The organism is Desulfosarcina variabilis str. Montpellier (assembly GCF_048565275.1).
Lineage (GTDB): Bacteria > Desulfobacterota > Desulfobacteria > Desulfobacterales > Desulfosarcinaceae > Desulfosarcina > Desulfosarcina variabilis.
This window is the reverse complement of sequence record NZ_CP159846.1, coordinates 6,423,717-6,438,384: the sequence shown is the minus strand read 5'-3', so window position 1 is coordinate 6,438,384 and position 14,668 is coordinate 6,423,717. Positions and strand designations below refer to the sequence as shown.

Annotated in this window: 22 protein-coding genes and 1 pseudogene; all 23 read right to left on the bottom strand. The window is 53.8% G+C overall.

Annotated elements, in window-relative coordinates; translation table 11 throughout:
• Position 1: 1 nt before the first annotated feature.
• The 23 genes and pseudogenes from Dvar_RS29120 to Dvar_RS29010 all read right to left on the bottom strand — a co-directional run bounded on the left by Dvar_RS29120 (position 2) and on the right by Dvar_RS29010 (position 14,410).
• Positions 2-637, bottom strand: coding sequence for a DUF6691 family protein (locus Dvar_RS29120; RefSeq protein WP_419656648.1), 636 nt, complete (start codon positions 635-637; stop codon positions 2-4).
• A complete protein-coding gene (locus tag Dvar_RS29115) occupies positions 634-1,023 on the bottom strand; it encodes a YeeE/YedE thiosulfate transporter family protein (protein WP_419656647.1) in 390 nt (129 codons plus the stop codon). Before Dvar_RS29115 ends, Dvar_RS29120 begins: the two co-directional genes overlap by 4 nt.
• Before the next feature lie 82 nt (positions 1,024-1,105).
• Positions 1,106-1,408, bottom strand: a complete 303-nt coding sequence (locus Dvar_RS29110; RefSeq protein ID WP_419656646.1) for a hypothetical protein — start codon at positions 1,406-1,408, stop codon at positions 1,106-1,108.
• A gap of 298 nt (positions 1,409-1,706) precedes the next feature.
• The gene (locus tag Dvar_RS29105; RefSeq protein ID WP_419656645.1) at positions 1,707-1,829 is read right to left on the bottom strand and encodes a desulfoferrodoxin family protein; all 123 of its coding nucleotides are present in this window, start codon (positions 1,827-1,829) and stop codon (positions 1,707-1,709) included.
• The gene (locus tag Dvar_RS29100; RefSeq protein ID WP_419656644.1) at positions 1,792-1,977 is read right to left on the bottom strand and encodes a hypothetical protein; all 186 of its coding nucleotides are present in this window, start codon (positions 1,975-1,977) and stop codon (positions 1,792-1,794) included. Before Dvar_RS29100 ends, Dvar_RS29105 begins: the two co-directional genes overlap by 38 nt.
• A 49-nt stretch (positions 1,978-2,026) precedes the next feature.
• Complete coding sequence (locus Dvar_RS29095; protein WP_419656643.1) at positions 2,027-2,275, bottom strand: hypothetical protein; 249 nt, start codon at positions 2,273-2,275, stop codon at positions 2,027-2,029.
• 16 nt (positions 2,276-2,291) lie between these two features.
• Positions 2,292-4,879, bottom strand: a pseudogene (locus tag Dvar_RS29090) (GNAT family N-acetyltransferase); the annotation flags it as partial.
• Positions 4,880-4,968: 89 nt separating this feature from the next.
• Positions 4,969-5,157 carry a hypothetical protein gene (locus tag Dvar_RS29085; RefSeq protein WP_419656642.1) on the bottom strand — a complete coding sequence of 63 codons (189 nt, stop codon included), beginning with the start codon at positions 5,155-5,157 and terminating at the stop codon, positions 4,969-4,971.
• A gap of 294 nt (positions 5,158-5,451) precedes the next feature.
• Complete coding sequence (locus Dvar_RS29080; protein ID WP_419656641.1) at positions 5,452-5,688, bottom strand: hypothetical protein; 237 nt, start codon at positions 5,686-5,688, stop codon at positions 5,452-5,454.
• A gap of 68 nt (positions 5,689-5,756) precedes the next feature.
• Positions 5,757-7,121, bottom strand: coding sequence for a DUF2254 domain-containing protein (locus tag Dvar_RS29075; RefSeq protein WP_419656640.1), 1,365 nt, complete (start codon positions 7,119-7,121; stop codon positions 5,757-5,759).
• Between the two features lie 207 nt (positions 7,122-7,328).
• Positions 7,329-7,478 carry a phosphatase PAP2 family protein gene (locus tag Dvar_RS29070; RefSeq protein WP_419656639.1) on the bottom strand — a complete coding sequence of 50 codons (150 nt, stop codon included), beginning with the start codon at positions 7,476-7,478 and terminating at the stop codon, positions 7,329-7,331.
• A gap of 129 nt (positions 7,479-7,607) precedes the next feature.
• Positions 7,608-8,519 carry a diguanylate cyclase domain-containing protein gene (locus Dvar_RS29065; protein WP_419656638.1) on the bottom strand — a complete coding sequence of 304 codons (912 nt, stop codon included), beginning with the start codon at positions 8,517-8,519 and terminating at the stop codon, positions 7,608-7,610.
• Positions 8,520-8,577: 58 nt separating this feature from the next.
• Entirely contained in the window at positions 8,578-8,718 is a 141-nt protein-coding gene (locus tag Dvar_RS29060; protein ID WP_419656637.1) for a hypothetical protein, read from the bottom strand.
• A 143-nt stretch (positions 8,719-8,861) separates the two neighbouring features.
• Positions 8,862-9,434, bottom strand: coding sequence for an OmpA family protein (locus Dvar_RS29055; RefSeq protein ID WP_419656636.1), 573 nt, complete (start codon positions 9,432-9,434; stop codon positions 8,862-8,864).
• Positions 9,377-10,093 (bottom strand): hypothetical protein, encoded by a 717-nt coding sequence (locus Dvar_RS29050; RefSeq protein WP_419656635.1) that lies wholly within the window; start codon positions 10,091-10,093, stop codon positions 9,377-9,379. Before Dvar_RS29050 ends, Dvar_RS29055 begins: the two co-directional genes overlap by 58 nt.
• A 14-nt stretch (positions 10,094-10,107) precedes the next feature.
• A complete protein-coding gene (locus tag Dvar_RS29045; protein WP_419656634.1) occupies positions 10,108-10,230 on the bottom strand; it encodes a CsbD family protein in 123 nt (40 codons plus the stop codon).
• Positions 10,227-10,418, bottom strand: coding sequence for a BON domain-containing protein (locus tag Dvar_RS29040; protein ID WP_419664175.1), 192 nt, complete (start codon positions 10,416-10,418; stop codon positions 10,227-10,229). The genes Dvar_RS29045 and Dvar_RS29040 overlap by 4 nt, the downstream gene beginning before the upstream one ends.
• Positions 10,419-11,226: 808 nt before the next feature.
• Positions 11,227-11,544, bottom strand: coding sequence for a hypothetical protein (locus tag Dvar_RS29035; RefSeq protein WP_419656633.1), 318 nt, complete (start codon positions 11,542-11,544; stop codon positions 11,227-11,229).
• Positions 11,545-11,670: 126 nt separating this feature from the next.
• The gene (locus tag Dvar_RS29030; protein WP_419656632.1) at positions 11,671-11,898 is read right to left on the bottom strand and encodes a hypothetical protein; all 228 of its coding nucleotides are present in this window, start codon (positions 11,896-11,898) and stop codon (positions 11,671-11,673) included.
• 6 nt (positions 11,899-11,904) lie between these two features.
• Entirely contained in the window at positions 11,905-13,557 is a 1,653-nt protein-coding gene (locus Dvar_RS29025) for an ABC1 kinase family protein (RefSeq protein WP_419656631.1), read from the bottom strand.
• 15 nt (positions 13,558-13,572) lie between these two features.
• Positions 13,573-13,788 (bottom strand): hypothetical protein, encoded by a 216-nt coding sequence (locus Dvar_RS29020; protein WP_419656630.1) that lies wholly within the window; start codon positions 13,786-13,788, stop codon positions 13,573-13,575.
• Between the two features lie 35 nt (positions 13,789-13,823).
• Entirely contained in the window at positions 13,824-14,231 is a 408-nt protein-coding gene (locus Dvar_RS29015) for a DUF2391 family protein (protein WP_419656629.1), read from the bottom strand.
• Positions 14,222-14,410 carry a hypothetical protein gene (locus Dvar_RS29010; RefSeq protein ID WP_419656628.1) on the bottom strand — a complete coding sequence of 63 codons (189 nt, stop codon included), beginning with the start codon at positions 14,408-14,410 and terminating at the stop codon, positions 14,222-14,224. Before Dvar_RS29010 ends, Dvar_RS29015 begins: the two co-directional genes overlap by 10 nt.
• Positions 14,411-14,668: the final 258 nt, after the last annotated feature.

Below are 14,668 nucleotides of genomic sequence, written 5' to 3'. Positions count from 1 at the left end.
GTCACTTCACGCTCCCTTCATCGCATACTGCGCCGGCTCGGCTTCGAGAGACGGCGTTACCCGGTGATGTTTCCGAATTAAGCTCCCATTCGAAGGAAACGATCGGTCCGCCCGATCCCCACAGCTTCCCGATGCCCCAGGTACACAAGCCGAAACCGATGGCCAACACTGCGACGGCTGCGGCATAATTACCGAACAGATTCGTCAGGGTGATCTGCCCCACGTTGGTCGGGTCGTATAATACGGGGATGAGCGTCTCATGCAACTGGGCGAAAAGGGCGGTACCCGCCAGGCCGCCCAACAGGGCGAAGACCGCATCCATGCGCCCCTCGCCGGCGGCCGCCCAGGCGGTCCCGGGGCAATACCCGGTCAGCCCCCACCCGATGCCGAAGATCACGGCGGCCAGTCCCGTGGCCACGATGCTGGTGGGCAGGGGCAGGGTGCGCCCCACGCCGACCGACTGGAGCCCGAAGAGGCCCACGGCGGACAAGGCCACCGTCAGGACCATGAACCGGGGGATATCCGCGTTCAGCATCAGGTGCGATCGGGCCATTCGATGGGCGTCGGTGGCGCCGATGCGCTGGATGACGAATCCGAAGGCGATGCCCGAAAAGAGTCCCAGCCAAATCATTGTCATTGGATATCCTCCTTTTCCGCGATCTTGCCGAAGATCAGCCGGGCGGTGAGCATGGCCACGACAAAAATAACAACGCCGAAATAAAGGCCGCTGATGGCCAGTTGCGTCGACCCGGAGATGAAAAGCCCCAGGGTGCAGCCACCGGCCAGCCGCGATCCGAAAAGGATCAAGAAACCGCCGGAAAAAGTGGCTGCGTAGCGTTTGGCCCGGCTGTCGCCGAACCGTTTCTTCCAGATGGGCGGCATATCGCGCACCGGAATTTGTTTGGATGTCCGTCCGGCGATAAAGCCACCGATGGCCATGCCCAGCACAAAGGTGAAGAGCCACGAGCCGGGGCCGTGAATGGCCTTGTCGTGGACCTTGTCCGCCACGTAATCCGACGCCACCCACTCGAAAAAGCCTTTCGATTAAATATGGCAACCGAAGATGTTTAAGGAGGGAAAAAAGATACCCTCCCATATATCGTTTTTACCCGCCAACCTCACCAGGAGAAAGCTCACGCCAGGCGCGGTCGACACTGCTCCCAATGGTACCGAATAGATCATCGATTTCGTTTTTCATCGGTGACCAGTCTGATGGGCATTCTGTTTCAAGCTGCTGAACCCTCATCTGGGCACTGGTAACCTCCTGCTCAAGTTGGCCAACAAGCGGCAAAATTTTTTCTTTCTGTTCGGTGCCATAGCTGTCCGCAACCTTTTTCATTGCTTCAAGTTTTTCTTTCCAGGAACTAACTTCAGCATGCATCGCTTTACAATAATCCTGTACTTTCATGATTGCTCCTTTTTTTGTTGCAGGTTTATATTATACCGTGAGGAAAGCTATATCGTCTACACTCACGGTACCACTCGGCCGGTGCTTCACCTCACAGCTGACCGTGTATTTAGCGGCGCGGCTGCCGAAAAAAATAGGTGCTGGTCAAGTTGCGCTCAACTCGGTTTTCTTGAGCCACCAAGGATTCAGGCTGACGCATATCGACAATTTCTATGACCGGATTTACCATCAGCATGATCCCAGACGTTCCTAAACAGATTCACCGCTTTTGATTTCCACAGCGTTTAAATCGCCTGCCTCAGTTTTTCCATAATCCGTGAAGGTTACAGTATTCCCGTGCCTGAATTTTATCAGCAGTGACCTGAAAGGATGCTTCCGGTTTTTCACCCGACTTCAAAAACTGCCGATGTGCCTTGAACACGAATGAGGATAGCGCCCACTAAGGGGTGGTCGCTGCCTTTTTCGAGACTGGCGGCCAGACGCAGCATCTTTGTCTCATCACCGCCGGCAAGGGGGCGGACGGCAACGACCTTAGGCTTGCCTTCGGTCAGGGTGGCCCTTTGCTCCATGGTGGTGGGATCGCATAAAGCTGTCCTGGTGCGTCGCCTGAACGTGGCGTTACCTGCGCGCGATAGTGTCGCGCAATTGACCGATTTCAATGCCCAGGCTGACACACTGCCGGCCTTGCAGGCAGAATTCCGCATCTCCTTCTTCCAGAAAGGTCTTCATACGGCGGGAACCCTTTTTCAAATCGACCACCCACCGCTGGTTGGTCTCATCGAATGCAACATCGACATCAATGCCGCATTCTCCAATGTCCGGATAAATATCTCTTATCTTATGGCAAAGTTCGTCTTTATCGATCATGGGTGTTCTCCTTTTTTTATTGCTGCGTGGATGATGAAACAAAATGGATCACCAGTTCATTATCCCCGGAATCGGGCTCCTTTTTAATGTCAAACCCCAGTTTCTTTCCCAGCGCGAGCATGTTCCGATTCTCATGCAGCACGATGCCGTGCACCGATTCAAAACCCTGTTTTTCGGCAATCGACAGGCATTTTTCCAGCAGGTTGCCCCCGATCCCCTTGCCTTGCCAGGCGTCGCTCACCAGAACGGCGAATTCACCCGTCCTGCGGTCCGCATCGCCGATGATTCGGGCGACCCCCAGCATGCTTTCGGTTTCCGATTCCTCATCGATGGCCACCAGGGCAATCTCCCGGTCGTAATCGATCTGAGTGAAGCGGGCCAGCATTTCGGAGTTTAATTCCTTTAACGTGCCGAAGAAACGATAGTAAATCGTCGTGGGCGAAAGCGTCTCGAACAACGTCGTGAAAAGGGGGGCGTCCTCGGGTTTGACCGGTCGGACGAAAATGCGGCGCCCATCCACGCTGATCATATGGGATTCATCCTCCTGCGGGTAGGGGCCGATCACCAGATGAAGGGAGGAGGGCATCGCGAGCGGTGAAACGAGAATACGGGCATCGACTGCCACGGGTTTGCCGTCCTTGATCAGAACGGGATTCATGTCCAGTTCGGCGATGTCGGGGAAATCGATGAGCAGTTGCGAGAGCCGGATGATCATTTCTTCCAGTCGCTGCATGTCTGCGGCGGGACGGTTGCGGTATCCTTGCAAGAGTGAATAGGCCTTGGTTTCCTGCATCAGCCGCCGGGCCAGCAAACGGTTCATGGGGGGAAGCCCCAGGGATCGGTCTTTCAACACTTCCGTGTAAATACCGCCCATGCCGAACAGAATTACCGGGCCGAAATTGGGATCGCGCTTGGCGCCCAGCAGGATTTCATAATCCGGGTTTGAAAAATAGGGCTGAAGGGTCACGCCCTCGATGCGGGCATCGGGTTTGTATTGGCCGGCGACGATACGATTTGACGGAAAGCCTCATCAATCTCCCCATCGCCGCGCAGGTCCAGCCGAACGCCGCCGGCATCGGTTTTATGGGCAATATCCGGTGAGTGCAGTTTCATGACCACCGGGTATCCGAGTTCCCTGGCGATCCGTGCGGCTTGCGCCTCGGTCGTGGCGATTTGCGTCCTGATCATGGGCAGGCCGTAGGCCGTGAGGATGTCGTTGGAATCCGATTCCGACATAAATCCCTGGTCCGGCGCACCGGCGATCAGCTGGCGGGCCTTCTCCTGATCAAACGCCATGTCTCCGGCTATTTTCGGAGGGACTTCCAACAACATTTCGAGATTCCTGGCATATTCGACCATATAAAGAAACGCCCGGACCGCCCGTTCCGGCGTGTCATAGGTCGGGATTCCCGCGGCATTCAACACGTCGACGGCAGGGGCGATGCGTTTGCCGCCCATCCAGCAGGCAAATACCGGAAACCGGCGTTCCTGGACCGCGGCGGCCAGTGTCTCGGCTACGGAAAGGGGGTCGGTCAGGGCCTGGGGCGCAAGGATGACCAGCGCGCCGTCGAGCTTTTTCGAGTTGAAGCAGATCGCCAGGGCGCGGCCGAACCGCTGCGGCGAGGCGTCACCGAGGATGTCGATGGGGTTGCCGCGGCTCCAGAAGTCCGGCAGGAAGGCATCAAAGGCCTGCATCGTTTCGGGGTCAAGGGGGGCGGGCTCCTGACCATGGCGGGCGAGCGTGTCCGTCGCCATCACACCCGGGCCTCCGCCGTTGGAGAGGATAGCCAGCCGGGGGCCGCGCGGCCGCGGTTGCTTGGCCATCAGTTCCGCGCAGTCGAAGAGTTCTTCGATGGTATCCACGCGCACAATGCCGGCGCGCTTGAAAGCGGCGTCATAGACCGCATCTTCTCCGGCCATGGCGCCCGTGTGGGAGGCTGCGGCCCTCGCACCGGCGGGACTCCTGCCGGACTTGAGAACGATGATGGGTTTGATCCGGGACACGGAACGCGCGGCACTCATGAATTTACGGAAATTGGTCAGGTTTTCGATATACAATAGAATGCTTTTGGCCGAGTAATCATTGCCGAGAAAGTCGATCATGTCTCCGAAATCGACATCCAGCATGGAGCCGATGCTGACAAAATGGCTGAAGCCGATGCGTTCCTTCAACGCCAGATCGAGAATCGCCGTACAGATGGCGCCGCTCTGGGATACAAAGGCCAGGTTTCCACCCACGGGCATCTCGGCGGCAAAGCTGGCGTTGAGGTTCACTGCGGGACGAATAATGCCCATGCAGTTCGGTCCCACGATACGTAGCCCGCCTTCATTGGCGATATGCCGTATCCTTTCCTCAATCTTCCGGCCCGCTTCACCGATCTCCTTGCCCCCGGCCGAAATGATGACGGCGCCGCCGACTCTTTTTTCGACGCATTCAGCGACGATATCGGGCACGCTATGCATCGGCGTGGCGATAACCGCCAGGTCCACGCCCGTCTCCAGGGCGGAAACCGATTCGAAGCACGCCTGCCCGTGCATGGTGTTGTATTTGGGATTCACCGGCAGCACGGATCCAACAAACCCGCCGTCAACCAGATTTCTCATCAACGCGTTGCCGATGGTGCCCGCTTTTTCGCTGGCACCCACTACCGCGACGTGGTGCGGGTTAAAGATGCGGTTCAGATTGGTTTGGCTCATTTTTTTTCCTTGGCTATCCCATCCAGCGCATCGGCTGCTCGCTTTTCAGCTTCGTCGAGCAGGGCCTGTTGCTGGACCGCTAGTTTATCTGCTTCCACAACGAGTGCCGTTGTAATCGGTGTCATCATTAGGCCAACTCGTATCTTATTGACCGGTAGCAGCGCGAATTTCTTTAGGCGATTCATGGACCTTTCCCATCCATTTGCCTTCGTGATCAGGAAGACTATAAAGCCACACTTGTGTTTAAATGTCTAAATTCATAATTTAAAAAAAGAAGCTGATCGGTTACGGTAATGACATTGTTTACAAGATTAGATACTCAATTCTCATGCCAGTGCCACAATGCCTCACGAATGTTATATAACCTTTCGGTTTATATGAAAATTCGGTTTTCCAGACCCTGGATATGGGGTTGGAAATCGGTGCAGCCTGATGGTCATATTTAACCGTTGGTTATATTCAACCCTATTCCATCTGACTCAATCGCAGTTCGCGGCAACGGGCTGCGATTCGGTCGTTTTTTCCTCTTCATCCGATTCCAGCCGCAACCGACGTGCGTCGATGTCCGCCAGCAGCTTCTCGTAAACCGCCTGGTCGAGAAGGCCTTGCCGGAAGGCATCGATCACATGGTTCTTTTCCGTGAGCAACAGATGTCGGCGGGCCCACCGGGATTCCTGGGCCACAATCGCCGTGCGATCGAGTTCCAAGATACCCATCCGGCCTTGCTCCGCAGCAATCCACCGGGTATATTCAGGATCAAAATGGTCTCGGTTTGCATCGTCTACTACTCCGGTATCCGGCGAAGGTCTTTCTCCTCCCTTGCATACAAAGCAAGCTCGGCTTCAAGCGCTTCGTACACGCGCTTCAATCGCGTGTCGATCCGTGCACGGTCATGGGCGGACGCGAGGGTGCGGTCGGCCAGTTCGGCGATCCAATGCACGTGAGCGCCAAGCGCCTGCCGCCGGTGAGGGCTGGCCGTCAGGCCGGCGATGGTTTGAAGCGCCCCGAGCATCCGCAACATGATGGCGACATCGCCTTTGGCGTTGCTTCGAATCTGATCGAACGCTACGGCCAGCAAGCTTTCAAAACCCGGCCCCTTGGCGATCACGCGCAGTTCTCCATCCTCGTATCGCCGCGATGAGGGGATTTGCAGAGGTGCTATCCGCGCTATAATCGTCGTCAGATAATCCACGCACATCACGGCCGTCGTTGTGTCGTTGATACCGGGTGAGAGTGCTTTCAAGGCCACATCCACGATCTGCCGAACGCCGAAGGCCGCGTCCTGATCCACCGTGCGGTGGCGGCTGATGCTGAAAGCCGCCTGCACGGCAGCAATCGTCTCTTGATCCGGTGGGTCTTCCAAGGCCAGTGAGACCAGCATGGTGTTCTGAACAACGAACTCGCCGATGCCGTGCTCCATCCTCACGATGGTTTTCCTGTCACGCGCCAGGCGCAGAAGCGCTGCGTTGTTAACGCTCTGAATATAACCGCTCTGCATGGCCGGGACGATGCGCCAATACCGCTTGGATAGAGGGTACAGCGTTTGGTCATCATCGTCTTCGCCCGGCCCTTGTCCAAGTCTTTCCGGAAAAAGCCGGTCAATGGACGCCATGGTTTCCTCGGCGACCGAGGCGATGATGCTGGAAGCCTGGATTGAGGAGGCGATGTGATGAATGAAGAACATGAGGGTACCGACACCTCCGAGCGCCAGCATGAAGCCGAAGAAGACCGCAAGGCTTGGAACAAATGCGCCCTCGTTTCCGCCGCGGATGCTGCGCAACACGATCAGGCAATAGGTGAAAATGCCGGCGAAGATCCCGAGCACGACCTGCGTGACACGACTGCGCATGAAGTTGCGCAGAATGCGCGAGGTGTATTGGCTCGAGGCCAGCGTCAGCACCACCAATATCATGGAGAACGTAACGCCCACCACGGACATCATCGAACCGGCAATCGTTGACATCATCACGCGCGCGCCTTCCGGACCGGCTCCAAACAGGCGTGGCCACTGGGCCAGCCATCGGTCGCTCCCGGCGGAGTCCGCCTCGATCAACACGGTTGCGAGAGCAATGCCGGCCAGGACAATCAGCGAGGGCATAAACCAAAAGCTTGATCGTAAATTGCTCCAAAGCTGGTTGAATTTATTCATGGGGCAACTCCTGTCTCCTGGGTGAAGAGCGCATCATCATCCATGTCGGAGAACCCGTGGGGGCGCTCGGTTTGCGGTTGCAGCTTCATTCGGTTTCTCAACACGTTATGCCGGGCGATCGGTATTGTTCCAGCACCGGCAAAGCGCCTTCGCGTCGGGGCCAAAACAATGAACCGGCCGCACGTGGCAGGCGCCCGATCCCAGAGCTTATACCTGCCGACCGCAGTTGCGGCGCACGGTGTCCACCGCCTTCAGTGTCAACGCCAGCCAGGCCAAACCCGCCGCGGCGGCTCCCAGCACATCACTCAGGTAATGAGCAGCCAAGTAGACGCGGCTGAAGCCGACCAGCAAAATCATGACAAACCCAACCGGGACCTTGATTTTGCCGCATATCGGACCCGACCTCTAATGCGCCGAGCTGTCCTGACAGGAAATTGACTGCTTACTTTCACATTCAGACAGAAAGATGCGCTTGGTGCCCCATCTTCAGACCGCGATATAGAGACGATATTGGTTTCGCCCTGCCTGCTTGGCTCGATACATGGCACTGTCGGCGTTCTTCAAAACGGTGTCGATATCCTGGCCATGATCGGGATAGATGGAGATACCGATGCTGCTGGTGATGATCAATGCGCGTCCCTCAAGAACAACGGTGTCCCGGAAAGCATCGATAATCTTCCGGGCAACATTAAGTGCCGTCTGGACGTCTTTTTGGTCTGGGAGCACGAGGACGAATTCGTCGCCGCCGAAGCGGGCAACGGTGTCTTCTTTCCGGAGGATCCCCGTTAATTTTTCCGCAACCACCTGCAGCAGCAGATCTCCGATATGGTGGCCGAGGGTATCATTGATCTCTTTGAACTTGTCTATGTCGAGCATCATGAGCGCCAGCTTTTTCCGATTTCTATCGGATAGGATCTTGGCCATGTTCAAACGATCGCTGAGAAGCATTCGGTTCGGCAGACCTGTCAGGGAGTCATGATAGGCGAGCCGCTTGATCTTTTCTTCCATTTCCTTCCGTGTCGTGATGTCCTCGATAGCCAGCAGAATGATCTGCGCCTTTCCAATTCCCCGTTCAATCTGCCGGGCATTCAGAAGCATGATGCGTCTGCCGATGGTGGCGAAATCGTGAACAACCTCATAGTTGTCAAAGAATGCCTTTTGGGGAAGGATGGTTTCCAGCAATTCCCGCAGCTTGGGGATATCCCACTGCTTATTGCCCAGGTCGTAAATAAGCTGGCCCACGGTCTCCTCAGGCTTCACCTTGAAGACGCCATAGAATGAACGGCTGACAGAAACCACCCTTAACTCTTGATCCAGGACCATTAATGGTTCACGCACGGTATCGATGATGCTTTCGGCGTATTCCAGGGATTTTGTCTCAATTTTTCCCCCTCCCATTCCATGTCTCCTGGTTATTGGTTCGACTTATCATTGCCAATGATTTCAGAGGACTGAATCACGATTTTTGTTTCGGCAATACCAGTTCCGGTGGCCCTTTGTGTTGTTTTTCGAGCTTGTCTTTTGCTTTCTTCCGCTGTTTGTTTCTGTTTTGTTTTTGGCTTTTATGTTTGTCTTTTTTACCGCCCTTGTCTCCCATGACCGTGCTCCTTTTTTGGAGTTTGTTTTTCTGGTTGTATTGATATTATTTGATTTAATTGAGAAGCCGAGCAATTCATATGGAGATTGGTCGGCTTTTTTTATGGGCATATAGTCGGCAATATTTCTTATTTGTGGATCGGCCTACGGTGCTTGGGTTGGTGAAATCAAGACATCGATCCGCCGGTTAATGGCACGGCCCTCAGGTGTTGTATTCGGAGCCAACGGTCGATCCGGACCAAATCCCGCCGCCTGAATATGATTTTCCGGGAGTGTCTTGTTGGCGACCAGATAAGTTTTAACGGCCCCGGCACGTTTTAGGGACAGTTCATGGTTTATTTGGGTAGAGCCGGAGCTGTCGGTATGACCCTCGATTGTCACTTTCGGCTGGTCGAAGGTCTGAATGGCCCGCTGAACTTTGCTGAGCAACGTATAGTTTTCCGGGGTAAGGGTGGCTTGGCCCACGGGAAACTTTATACCCCTCAGCCGAATGACCAAATTGCCACCCTGTTTGTACACCTCTGCCTCGTCAGCATCAAAATAGCGTTGAACGGTATTGAATTGTTCATTGAACGCGCTTTTTGCAGAAAGTCTGTTTTTGGCATCCGCCTGCTCTTGGGAGACACCTTGAACACCCGTAAGTTGCTGTTCCAAAACTGCTATTTCGTGCTGGAAGTTCGTCTTTTCCTTTTCAAGGGATAGATTATTCCGTTCCATGGTTCCGGCCGCAGCGGCAACGTACCCAGTTGGGCGTCAACCGTTTTGTCCCGCATATCACCGGTGTTGAGGGCCTGTCCAAGTTGTGCGAACAGGTTCTCCACATAAATGGCGGATGATTCCGGAGTCATCGATTGAAACGTTTTGCTGCTCTCGCTGATCGCCATCAACCGTCGGGCCATGAACTCCGCGTGAAGATTCTTCTGGCTGATCATTTCCGCCTCATAGGGATTTTGCCCGGCATAGATTTCCGCCTCGTTCAAGGCTGTCTCCGCAACACCATAAGCCGACGGAGCGATCTTCTGGAGCTTTGCCTTGTCGGCATCGGCCATCATCTTTCGCGCATTGCCCAAGGCGCTTTTTTTAATGGCCATGATTTCCAATTTTCGAAATGCGCCTTGAACTTCCAGGGCATTCTTCTGTGCATAACTCAGGTTGTCGTTCTCAATAGACTTGGTGAGTTTCAGGTATTGTCTTTCAACCGCCATGTACGGCTCACCCAACCGATCGGCCCCCACCTTGAGAGCCTTGGTTCTGGCGTTGTTGGTTTCTCCAAGAATCGTCCGGGAGACCTGAGCAATCTCTTCAGCTTTTTTAAGGCTATCGTTTCCTTCAGCGACATCTTTTTCTATTGCAGACAGCTTGCCCCCTCTCTCCAAAGCTTGTTTCGCTGTTAATAGAGTATATCCCGTTTTCCAGCAATGACGTCCGCATCGTCGTCGGTGAGTTTGCCCCACCGCTCCCTGACAACACCCTTGGCCTGCTTCCAGTTTCCTTTGATTTGATCCCAATTCATGGTTTTCCTTCCTTCTTGAGGAATTCGACCCCCTTGACGGTGCGAGTGATTTCGACCGCTTTATCGACTGCTTTTTGAGAATTTACGAAGCCGCTCAGCTGAACGGTGCCCTTGTAGGTTTCAACACCGATCTGGAATGACTTGAGAAAATCATCCGTGGCCAGCATCGATTTAACCTTGGCCGTGATGGCCGAGTCGTCAACGTATTCCCCATGCCTTACTGTGTGGAAAGAAATCGAGAATCAAGGCATCACGAACGTCAGGCGGCGGTGATACCGCGGTCGGCAGGGGTTCACGGAAAGCGCCATCGCGTTTCGGAAGATGAAAAGCAACACTAACGGGAATCGTCGTGCCGACATCTTCTAATTCTATATAATCAATATTTGTGCCAGGTCCAGGCACTCACTGCAAAGACACCCATATTACTGATATTTTAACGTAATTTTCAAAAAAAATATTCCGGGGCCACCGCTAATCGCCATCGGAAAAGGGTCATATTCAACCGGTGGTCTTATTTGACCTTTTTGGGAGGGGTGCGACCATGGCAGAACGTTTAGAGGTTATGTGTACTCCTTGTGTCGGCACCAGTACTTTATTTTGCCTTTCCCTGATCTGCAACTTCGGCCATCGTGTCCTTGAGCAAATTCTCATTCGCAAGATAGTAATGACGTACACGCTTGAGATCAGAATCAAGCACGTAAACCAAAGGAATTCATGCAGGGATATTGAGTTCAATAATTTCTTTGTCCGTGATTTGGTCGAAATATTTGACGAGTGCCCGAAGACTGTTGTATCCGCACCCCTGTTCAGACTTTAAAGATTTTCATCAACAAGGTTTCCGGCATGGCGTCATGCGATTCATTCTCTATCAAAAGTATTCTCTCGTCTTTTTCAATCATCCCGGCCCTGGCCAGAAAGCGAATAGCCATATCGGAAAAGGCATTTGTTCCATAAAGATTCGGTGGTTGCCTTCTATTGCGGCCAATTCGAAACGGGTCAAATCATCAAAATGGACTTTGCCGTCATACACCTTCTTTCGGCCGCGTGGTTTTGCGGACCGTGGTATCTATGACGCAGATAGGCGTCGCAGCGCATCTTGCCGATACTGTGAAGTCCTAAGCCGACGACACCATCGACAAACTTTACCTTTTGATAGAAACCATCATGAGTAAGATAACGGACCGTTGGCCAAAGTGCGTACCGATCCTGTTCGAGATGCTCCAGGTACCAATCCATCCGGGTTTTGTTCGGATCGTCAATAACTGGTGTCTGACGGGTGGATATAGGGTAAGCCGTGTTGTAGTCTACATCCACAATGGATATCGTGGAAATCTCAAGGCCCTTGGTTGCATTGTTTTTTTTTTGAATCGAAGAATTTACCAAGACAAAAGGTATGTTTGCCGTCGATGCTCATCTGAAAGGAGCATATGCAACCAGTGGTCACATATGACCTGTCGGGGACGTCTTTTGTATACCTTGCTGTTTTTCGTACCCGCTGAGCAGGGACGAGTCCTCCAAAGGCTCCGGCAGAAACAGTCCAAGGCTATGCTGTGGAAACCGGTCCAGGCGAGCGAAGGTTTTGGTGGGGCCGGGCAGGCTGCTGAGCTGCAGGGTTTTATAGAGGGCTTGTTCTGCTGCCTTGCTTCTGAAGAAAGGTTTAAACCACATGGCGCATCAATACTTTCTTTTGCGAATGATGTTGATCAGCAGCCACATGCCGAGCACTCCGGAAAACAGATACCCGATGACGCCCAGGGCCGGAAAACCGAACAGCAGGGGGTTGACGCCGGTGGTGATGATCATCGAGGAGCCGACAATCATGGCCGCGATGATGATGCCGAAGGTCACGCGGCTGGCCACATTTTCGAGGGTATGGATAAGTCCGGTAAGGTTTTCGTGCCGGAATCCCAGCGTCAGTTCATTGCGGTCGGCCTTACCCAGCAGGCTCTCCAGGCGACTCGGAATCTCCTGTTGCAAACTGAACAGTTGGGTAAAGGTAAATCGCAGCCGGCGTAACACCGATTCGGTGGTGTACCGCTGGGCCGCCAATTGGGTGATTTGCGTCTTGGCCTCGGCAACCACATCCAGCTCGGGGCAAATGCACCGGGCCGTGCCTTCGGCGGCCACCAGCGCCTTGATCATAATCACCATGTCCGGGGGCAGTCGAAGGCAATAGGTCCGCAAAAGATCCGTGATCGCCATGAGCAGCTGACCGATGTTCATGTCCTGGATGGGAACCGCGTAATGGAGGTCCAGGATATCCAGCAGGTCCCGCTCCAGGGCCCTTTGGTCGATGACCGCTTCGGCGTGGCCGATACGCAAAAGCGTGTGGACTATGGCTTCACCGTCTTTGTCCAAGACCGCCTGCAACAAACCGATGAGCTGGTGGCGGTCGCGTTCCGACAACCGGCCCGTCATTCCCCAATCAATCAAACACATGCGACCCTCCGGCATGATCAGGATATTGCCCGGATGCGGGTCGGCATGAAAAAAGCCGTGTTTGAGGATTTGATCGATGGCGGCAACGAGGCCCTGCCTTGCCAGCAATTCAGGATCGGCGATGGATTCGCGCTTGAAATCTTTCAGTTTTGCGCCCTGGATGAATTCCATAACCAGTAGGTGCTCCGAGCAATAGGTTTCATAAGCCTCCGGAATATAGACATCGGCCCCTTCGCCCGCATGGGTGCGCGCGATTTTCATGTGGCGTGCTTCTTTTCTAAAATCGAGCTCGCGCAGCAGGGTTTTTTTGATCAAGCGAACGAGATTGGGAAGGTCGAAGCTGTTGAGTTCTTCGACACGTTCGTGAAGCTGGTCCGCCATGATGGCCAGGATGTCCAGATCGGTGCGCATCTTGGCCCGAATATCCGGGCGTTGGACTTTGACCGATACGATACGCCCATCCGCTGCCAAAACACCGCGATGGACTTGGGAGATCGAAGCCGCCGCCACCGGCGTCACATCAAAAACGCTGAACGTCTCCTTTAGCGGCTTACCGGTGCTCTGCTCGATCGCCGCGCTGATCTGCGACATATCCACGGGCGCCACGTCATCTTGCAGTTTGCTCAGTTCTGCGATCAACCCCGGCGGCACCAAGTCCGGTCGCAGACTCGCCATCTGTCCGAACTTGACAACGGTCGGTCCCAGCTCTTCGCAGGCGTATCGAATTCTTTCAAAGGTGTCCAGCGGATGGTCGATGGGACTTTTCTTCCGCATGAACTTGGTCCCCGGAATGTTGAGACGGTCGACCAGATCGTCAAATCCGTATCTGAGCAGGACCATGATGATGTCTTTGAAACGCCCCAAGCTCGTTAATGTCTTCCAATCCATTGGACTTTCCTTTTTTTACTCTTTTGTGCCTTTTTTGTACCCCTTCTCGAACTCGGATTTTGCTTTGTTGAAGCTCATCTTCAGAATCTCCCATGAATTCTCAAGACCCTCTTTGAGGGCTTCCCATGCCCCCTCTCCAGCCTGTTGCATAGCCGATAGCTTGTCCCTGACATCATCACGATTGGCGCGCAAGTCATCCATCTGTTTTTGATATTCGATTTTTCCTTCCATTTTCTCCTGTTACACGGGTTCGGACATTAATGTGCCTATTCCTTGTCGAAACTATCCACGACCACCGCTCCCATCGAGGCGGGGAAAGAGAGCACCACGACGCGCCTGACGGCCACCCATGGCTCGCTGAAAATGGGCATATGGTCCAGGGCGGACAGCACGACGACCACGACCAGCAGCGTGATGCAGTAATCGATGAAGGTTCTCGCGAAAAAAGCGAAAATTCGATGCGTGATTCTGCCTTGAAAAATGTTGTGCAGGGAATACAAATTGACGAACAACAGCGATAGCACAACCAGAACGATAATATTGGCAGCCGGCAGTGTCCGGCCCAGATTCCAGGCCTCTTCGGAAAACGCCACGGGAACGCAAAGCGCGCACGCGCCAACCACGACCTGGATGATATCCTCGAAATTTGTCGTGCTCTGTTTGCTCATTTCCATTGCCGCATCCAACCGGCGGATAATTTTCTTTTCTCGATGTCGCCGGCGTCTCTCGACGCGGCTTCGGATTTGAAAAACGCTTTGAAAAGAGACGGGCCCAGCAGGCTGGTGATGGCGGCCAGCAGGATAATCGCGTCTTTGAAGGCCTCATTGATAAAGCCAAACTCAAGTCCGCTCATGGTGGCAACAATGATCAGGTAGTTGCCGATACTTGATCCCCTTATATTGTTTTAGCGCAGAAGCCATGGTTGGCGCCTTTTTCGATATGTTCATTTTCTTTTGGCTTCCAATTTTATCATTTTCAAAAAGGGTTGCAGGGATGTTCCCGTGCAAAAAATGTGGCTTTTATGGATTGGTAATCAATATTTGTGCCAGGTATCCAATGCTCCCTGTCAAGGTATCCATCTTTCTGATATATTAAGGTATTTAAAGAATAT

Bases quoted from the DNA above. Each gene is read 5' to 3' on its own strand.
- Dvar_RS29095 (WP_419656643.1), bottom strand. From the start codon at position 2,275: ATGATCGATAAAGACGAACTTTGCCATAAGATAAGAGATATTTATCCG.
- Dvar_RS29120 (WP_419656648.1), bottom strand. From the start codon at position 637: ATGACAATGATTTGGCTGGGACTCTTTTCGGGCATCGCCTTCGGATTC.
- Dvar_RS29100 (WP_419656644.1), bottom strand. From the start codon at position 1,977: ATGGAGCAAAGGGCCACCCTGACCGAAGGCAAGCCTAAGGTCGTTGCC.
- Dvar_RS29060 (WP_419656637.1), bottom strand. From the start codon at position 8,718: ATGGGAGACAAGGGCGGTAAAAAAGACAAACATAAAAGCCAAAAACAA.
- Dvar_RS29030 (WP_419656632.1), bottom strand. From the start codon at position 11,898: ATGTGGTTTAAACCTTTCTTCAGAAGCAAGGCAGCAGAACAAGCCCTC.
- Dvar_RS29020 (WP_419656630.1), bottom strand. From the start codon at position 13,788: ATGGAAGGAAAAATCGAATATCAAAAACAGATGGATGACTTGCGCGCC.
- Dvar_RS29085 (WP_419656642.1), bottom strand. From the start codon at position 5,157: ATGAATCGCCTAAAGAAATTCGCGCTGCTACCGGTCAATAAGATACGA.
- Dvar_RS29045 (WP_419656634.1), bottom strand. From the start codon at position 10,230: ATGAATTGGGATCAAATCAAAGGAAACTGGAAGCAGGCCAAGGGTGTT.
- Dvar_RS29015 (WP_419656629.1), bottom strand. From the start codon at position 14,231: ATGGAAATGAGCAAACAGAGCACGACAAATTTCGAGGATATCATCCAG.
- Dvar_RS29010 (WP_419656628.1), bottom strand. From the start codon at position 14,410: ATGAGCGGACTTGAGTTTGGCTTTATCAATGAGGCCTTCAAAGACGCG.
- Dvar_RS29055 (WP_419656636.1), bottom strand. From the start codon at position 9,434: ATGGAACGGAATAATCTATCCCTTGAAAAGGAAAAGACGAACTTCCAG.
- Dvar_RS29025 (WP_419656631.1), bottom strand. From the start codon at position 13,557: ATGGATTGGAAGACATTAACGAGCTTGGGGCGTTTCAAAGACATCATC.
- Dvar_RS29110 (WP_419656646.1), bottom strand. From the start codon at position 1,408: ATGAAAGTACAGGATTATTGTAAAGCGATGCATGCTGAAGTTAGTTCC.
- Dvar_RS29075 (WP_419656640.1), bottom strand. From the start codon at position 7,121: ATGAATAAATTCAACCAGCTTTGGAGCAATTTACGATCAAGCTTTTGG.
- Dvar_RS29065 (WP_419656638.1), bottom strand. From the start codon at position 8,519: ATGGGAGGGGGAAAAATTGAGACAAAATCCCTGGAATACGCCGAAAGC.
- Dvar_RS29080 (WP_419656641.1), bottom strand. From the start codon at position 5,688: ATGGGTATCTTGGAACTCGATCGCACGGCGATTGTGGCCCAGGAATCC.
- Dvar_RS29070 (WP_419656639.1), bottom strand. From the start codon at position 7,478: ATGATTTTGCTGGTCGGCTTCAGCCGCGTCTACTTGGCTGCTCATTAC.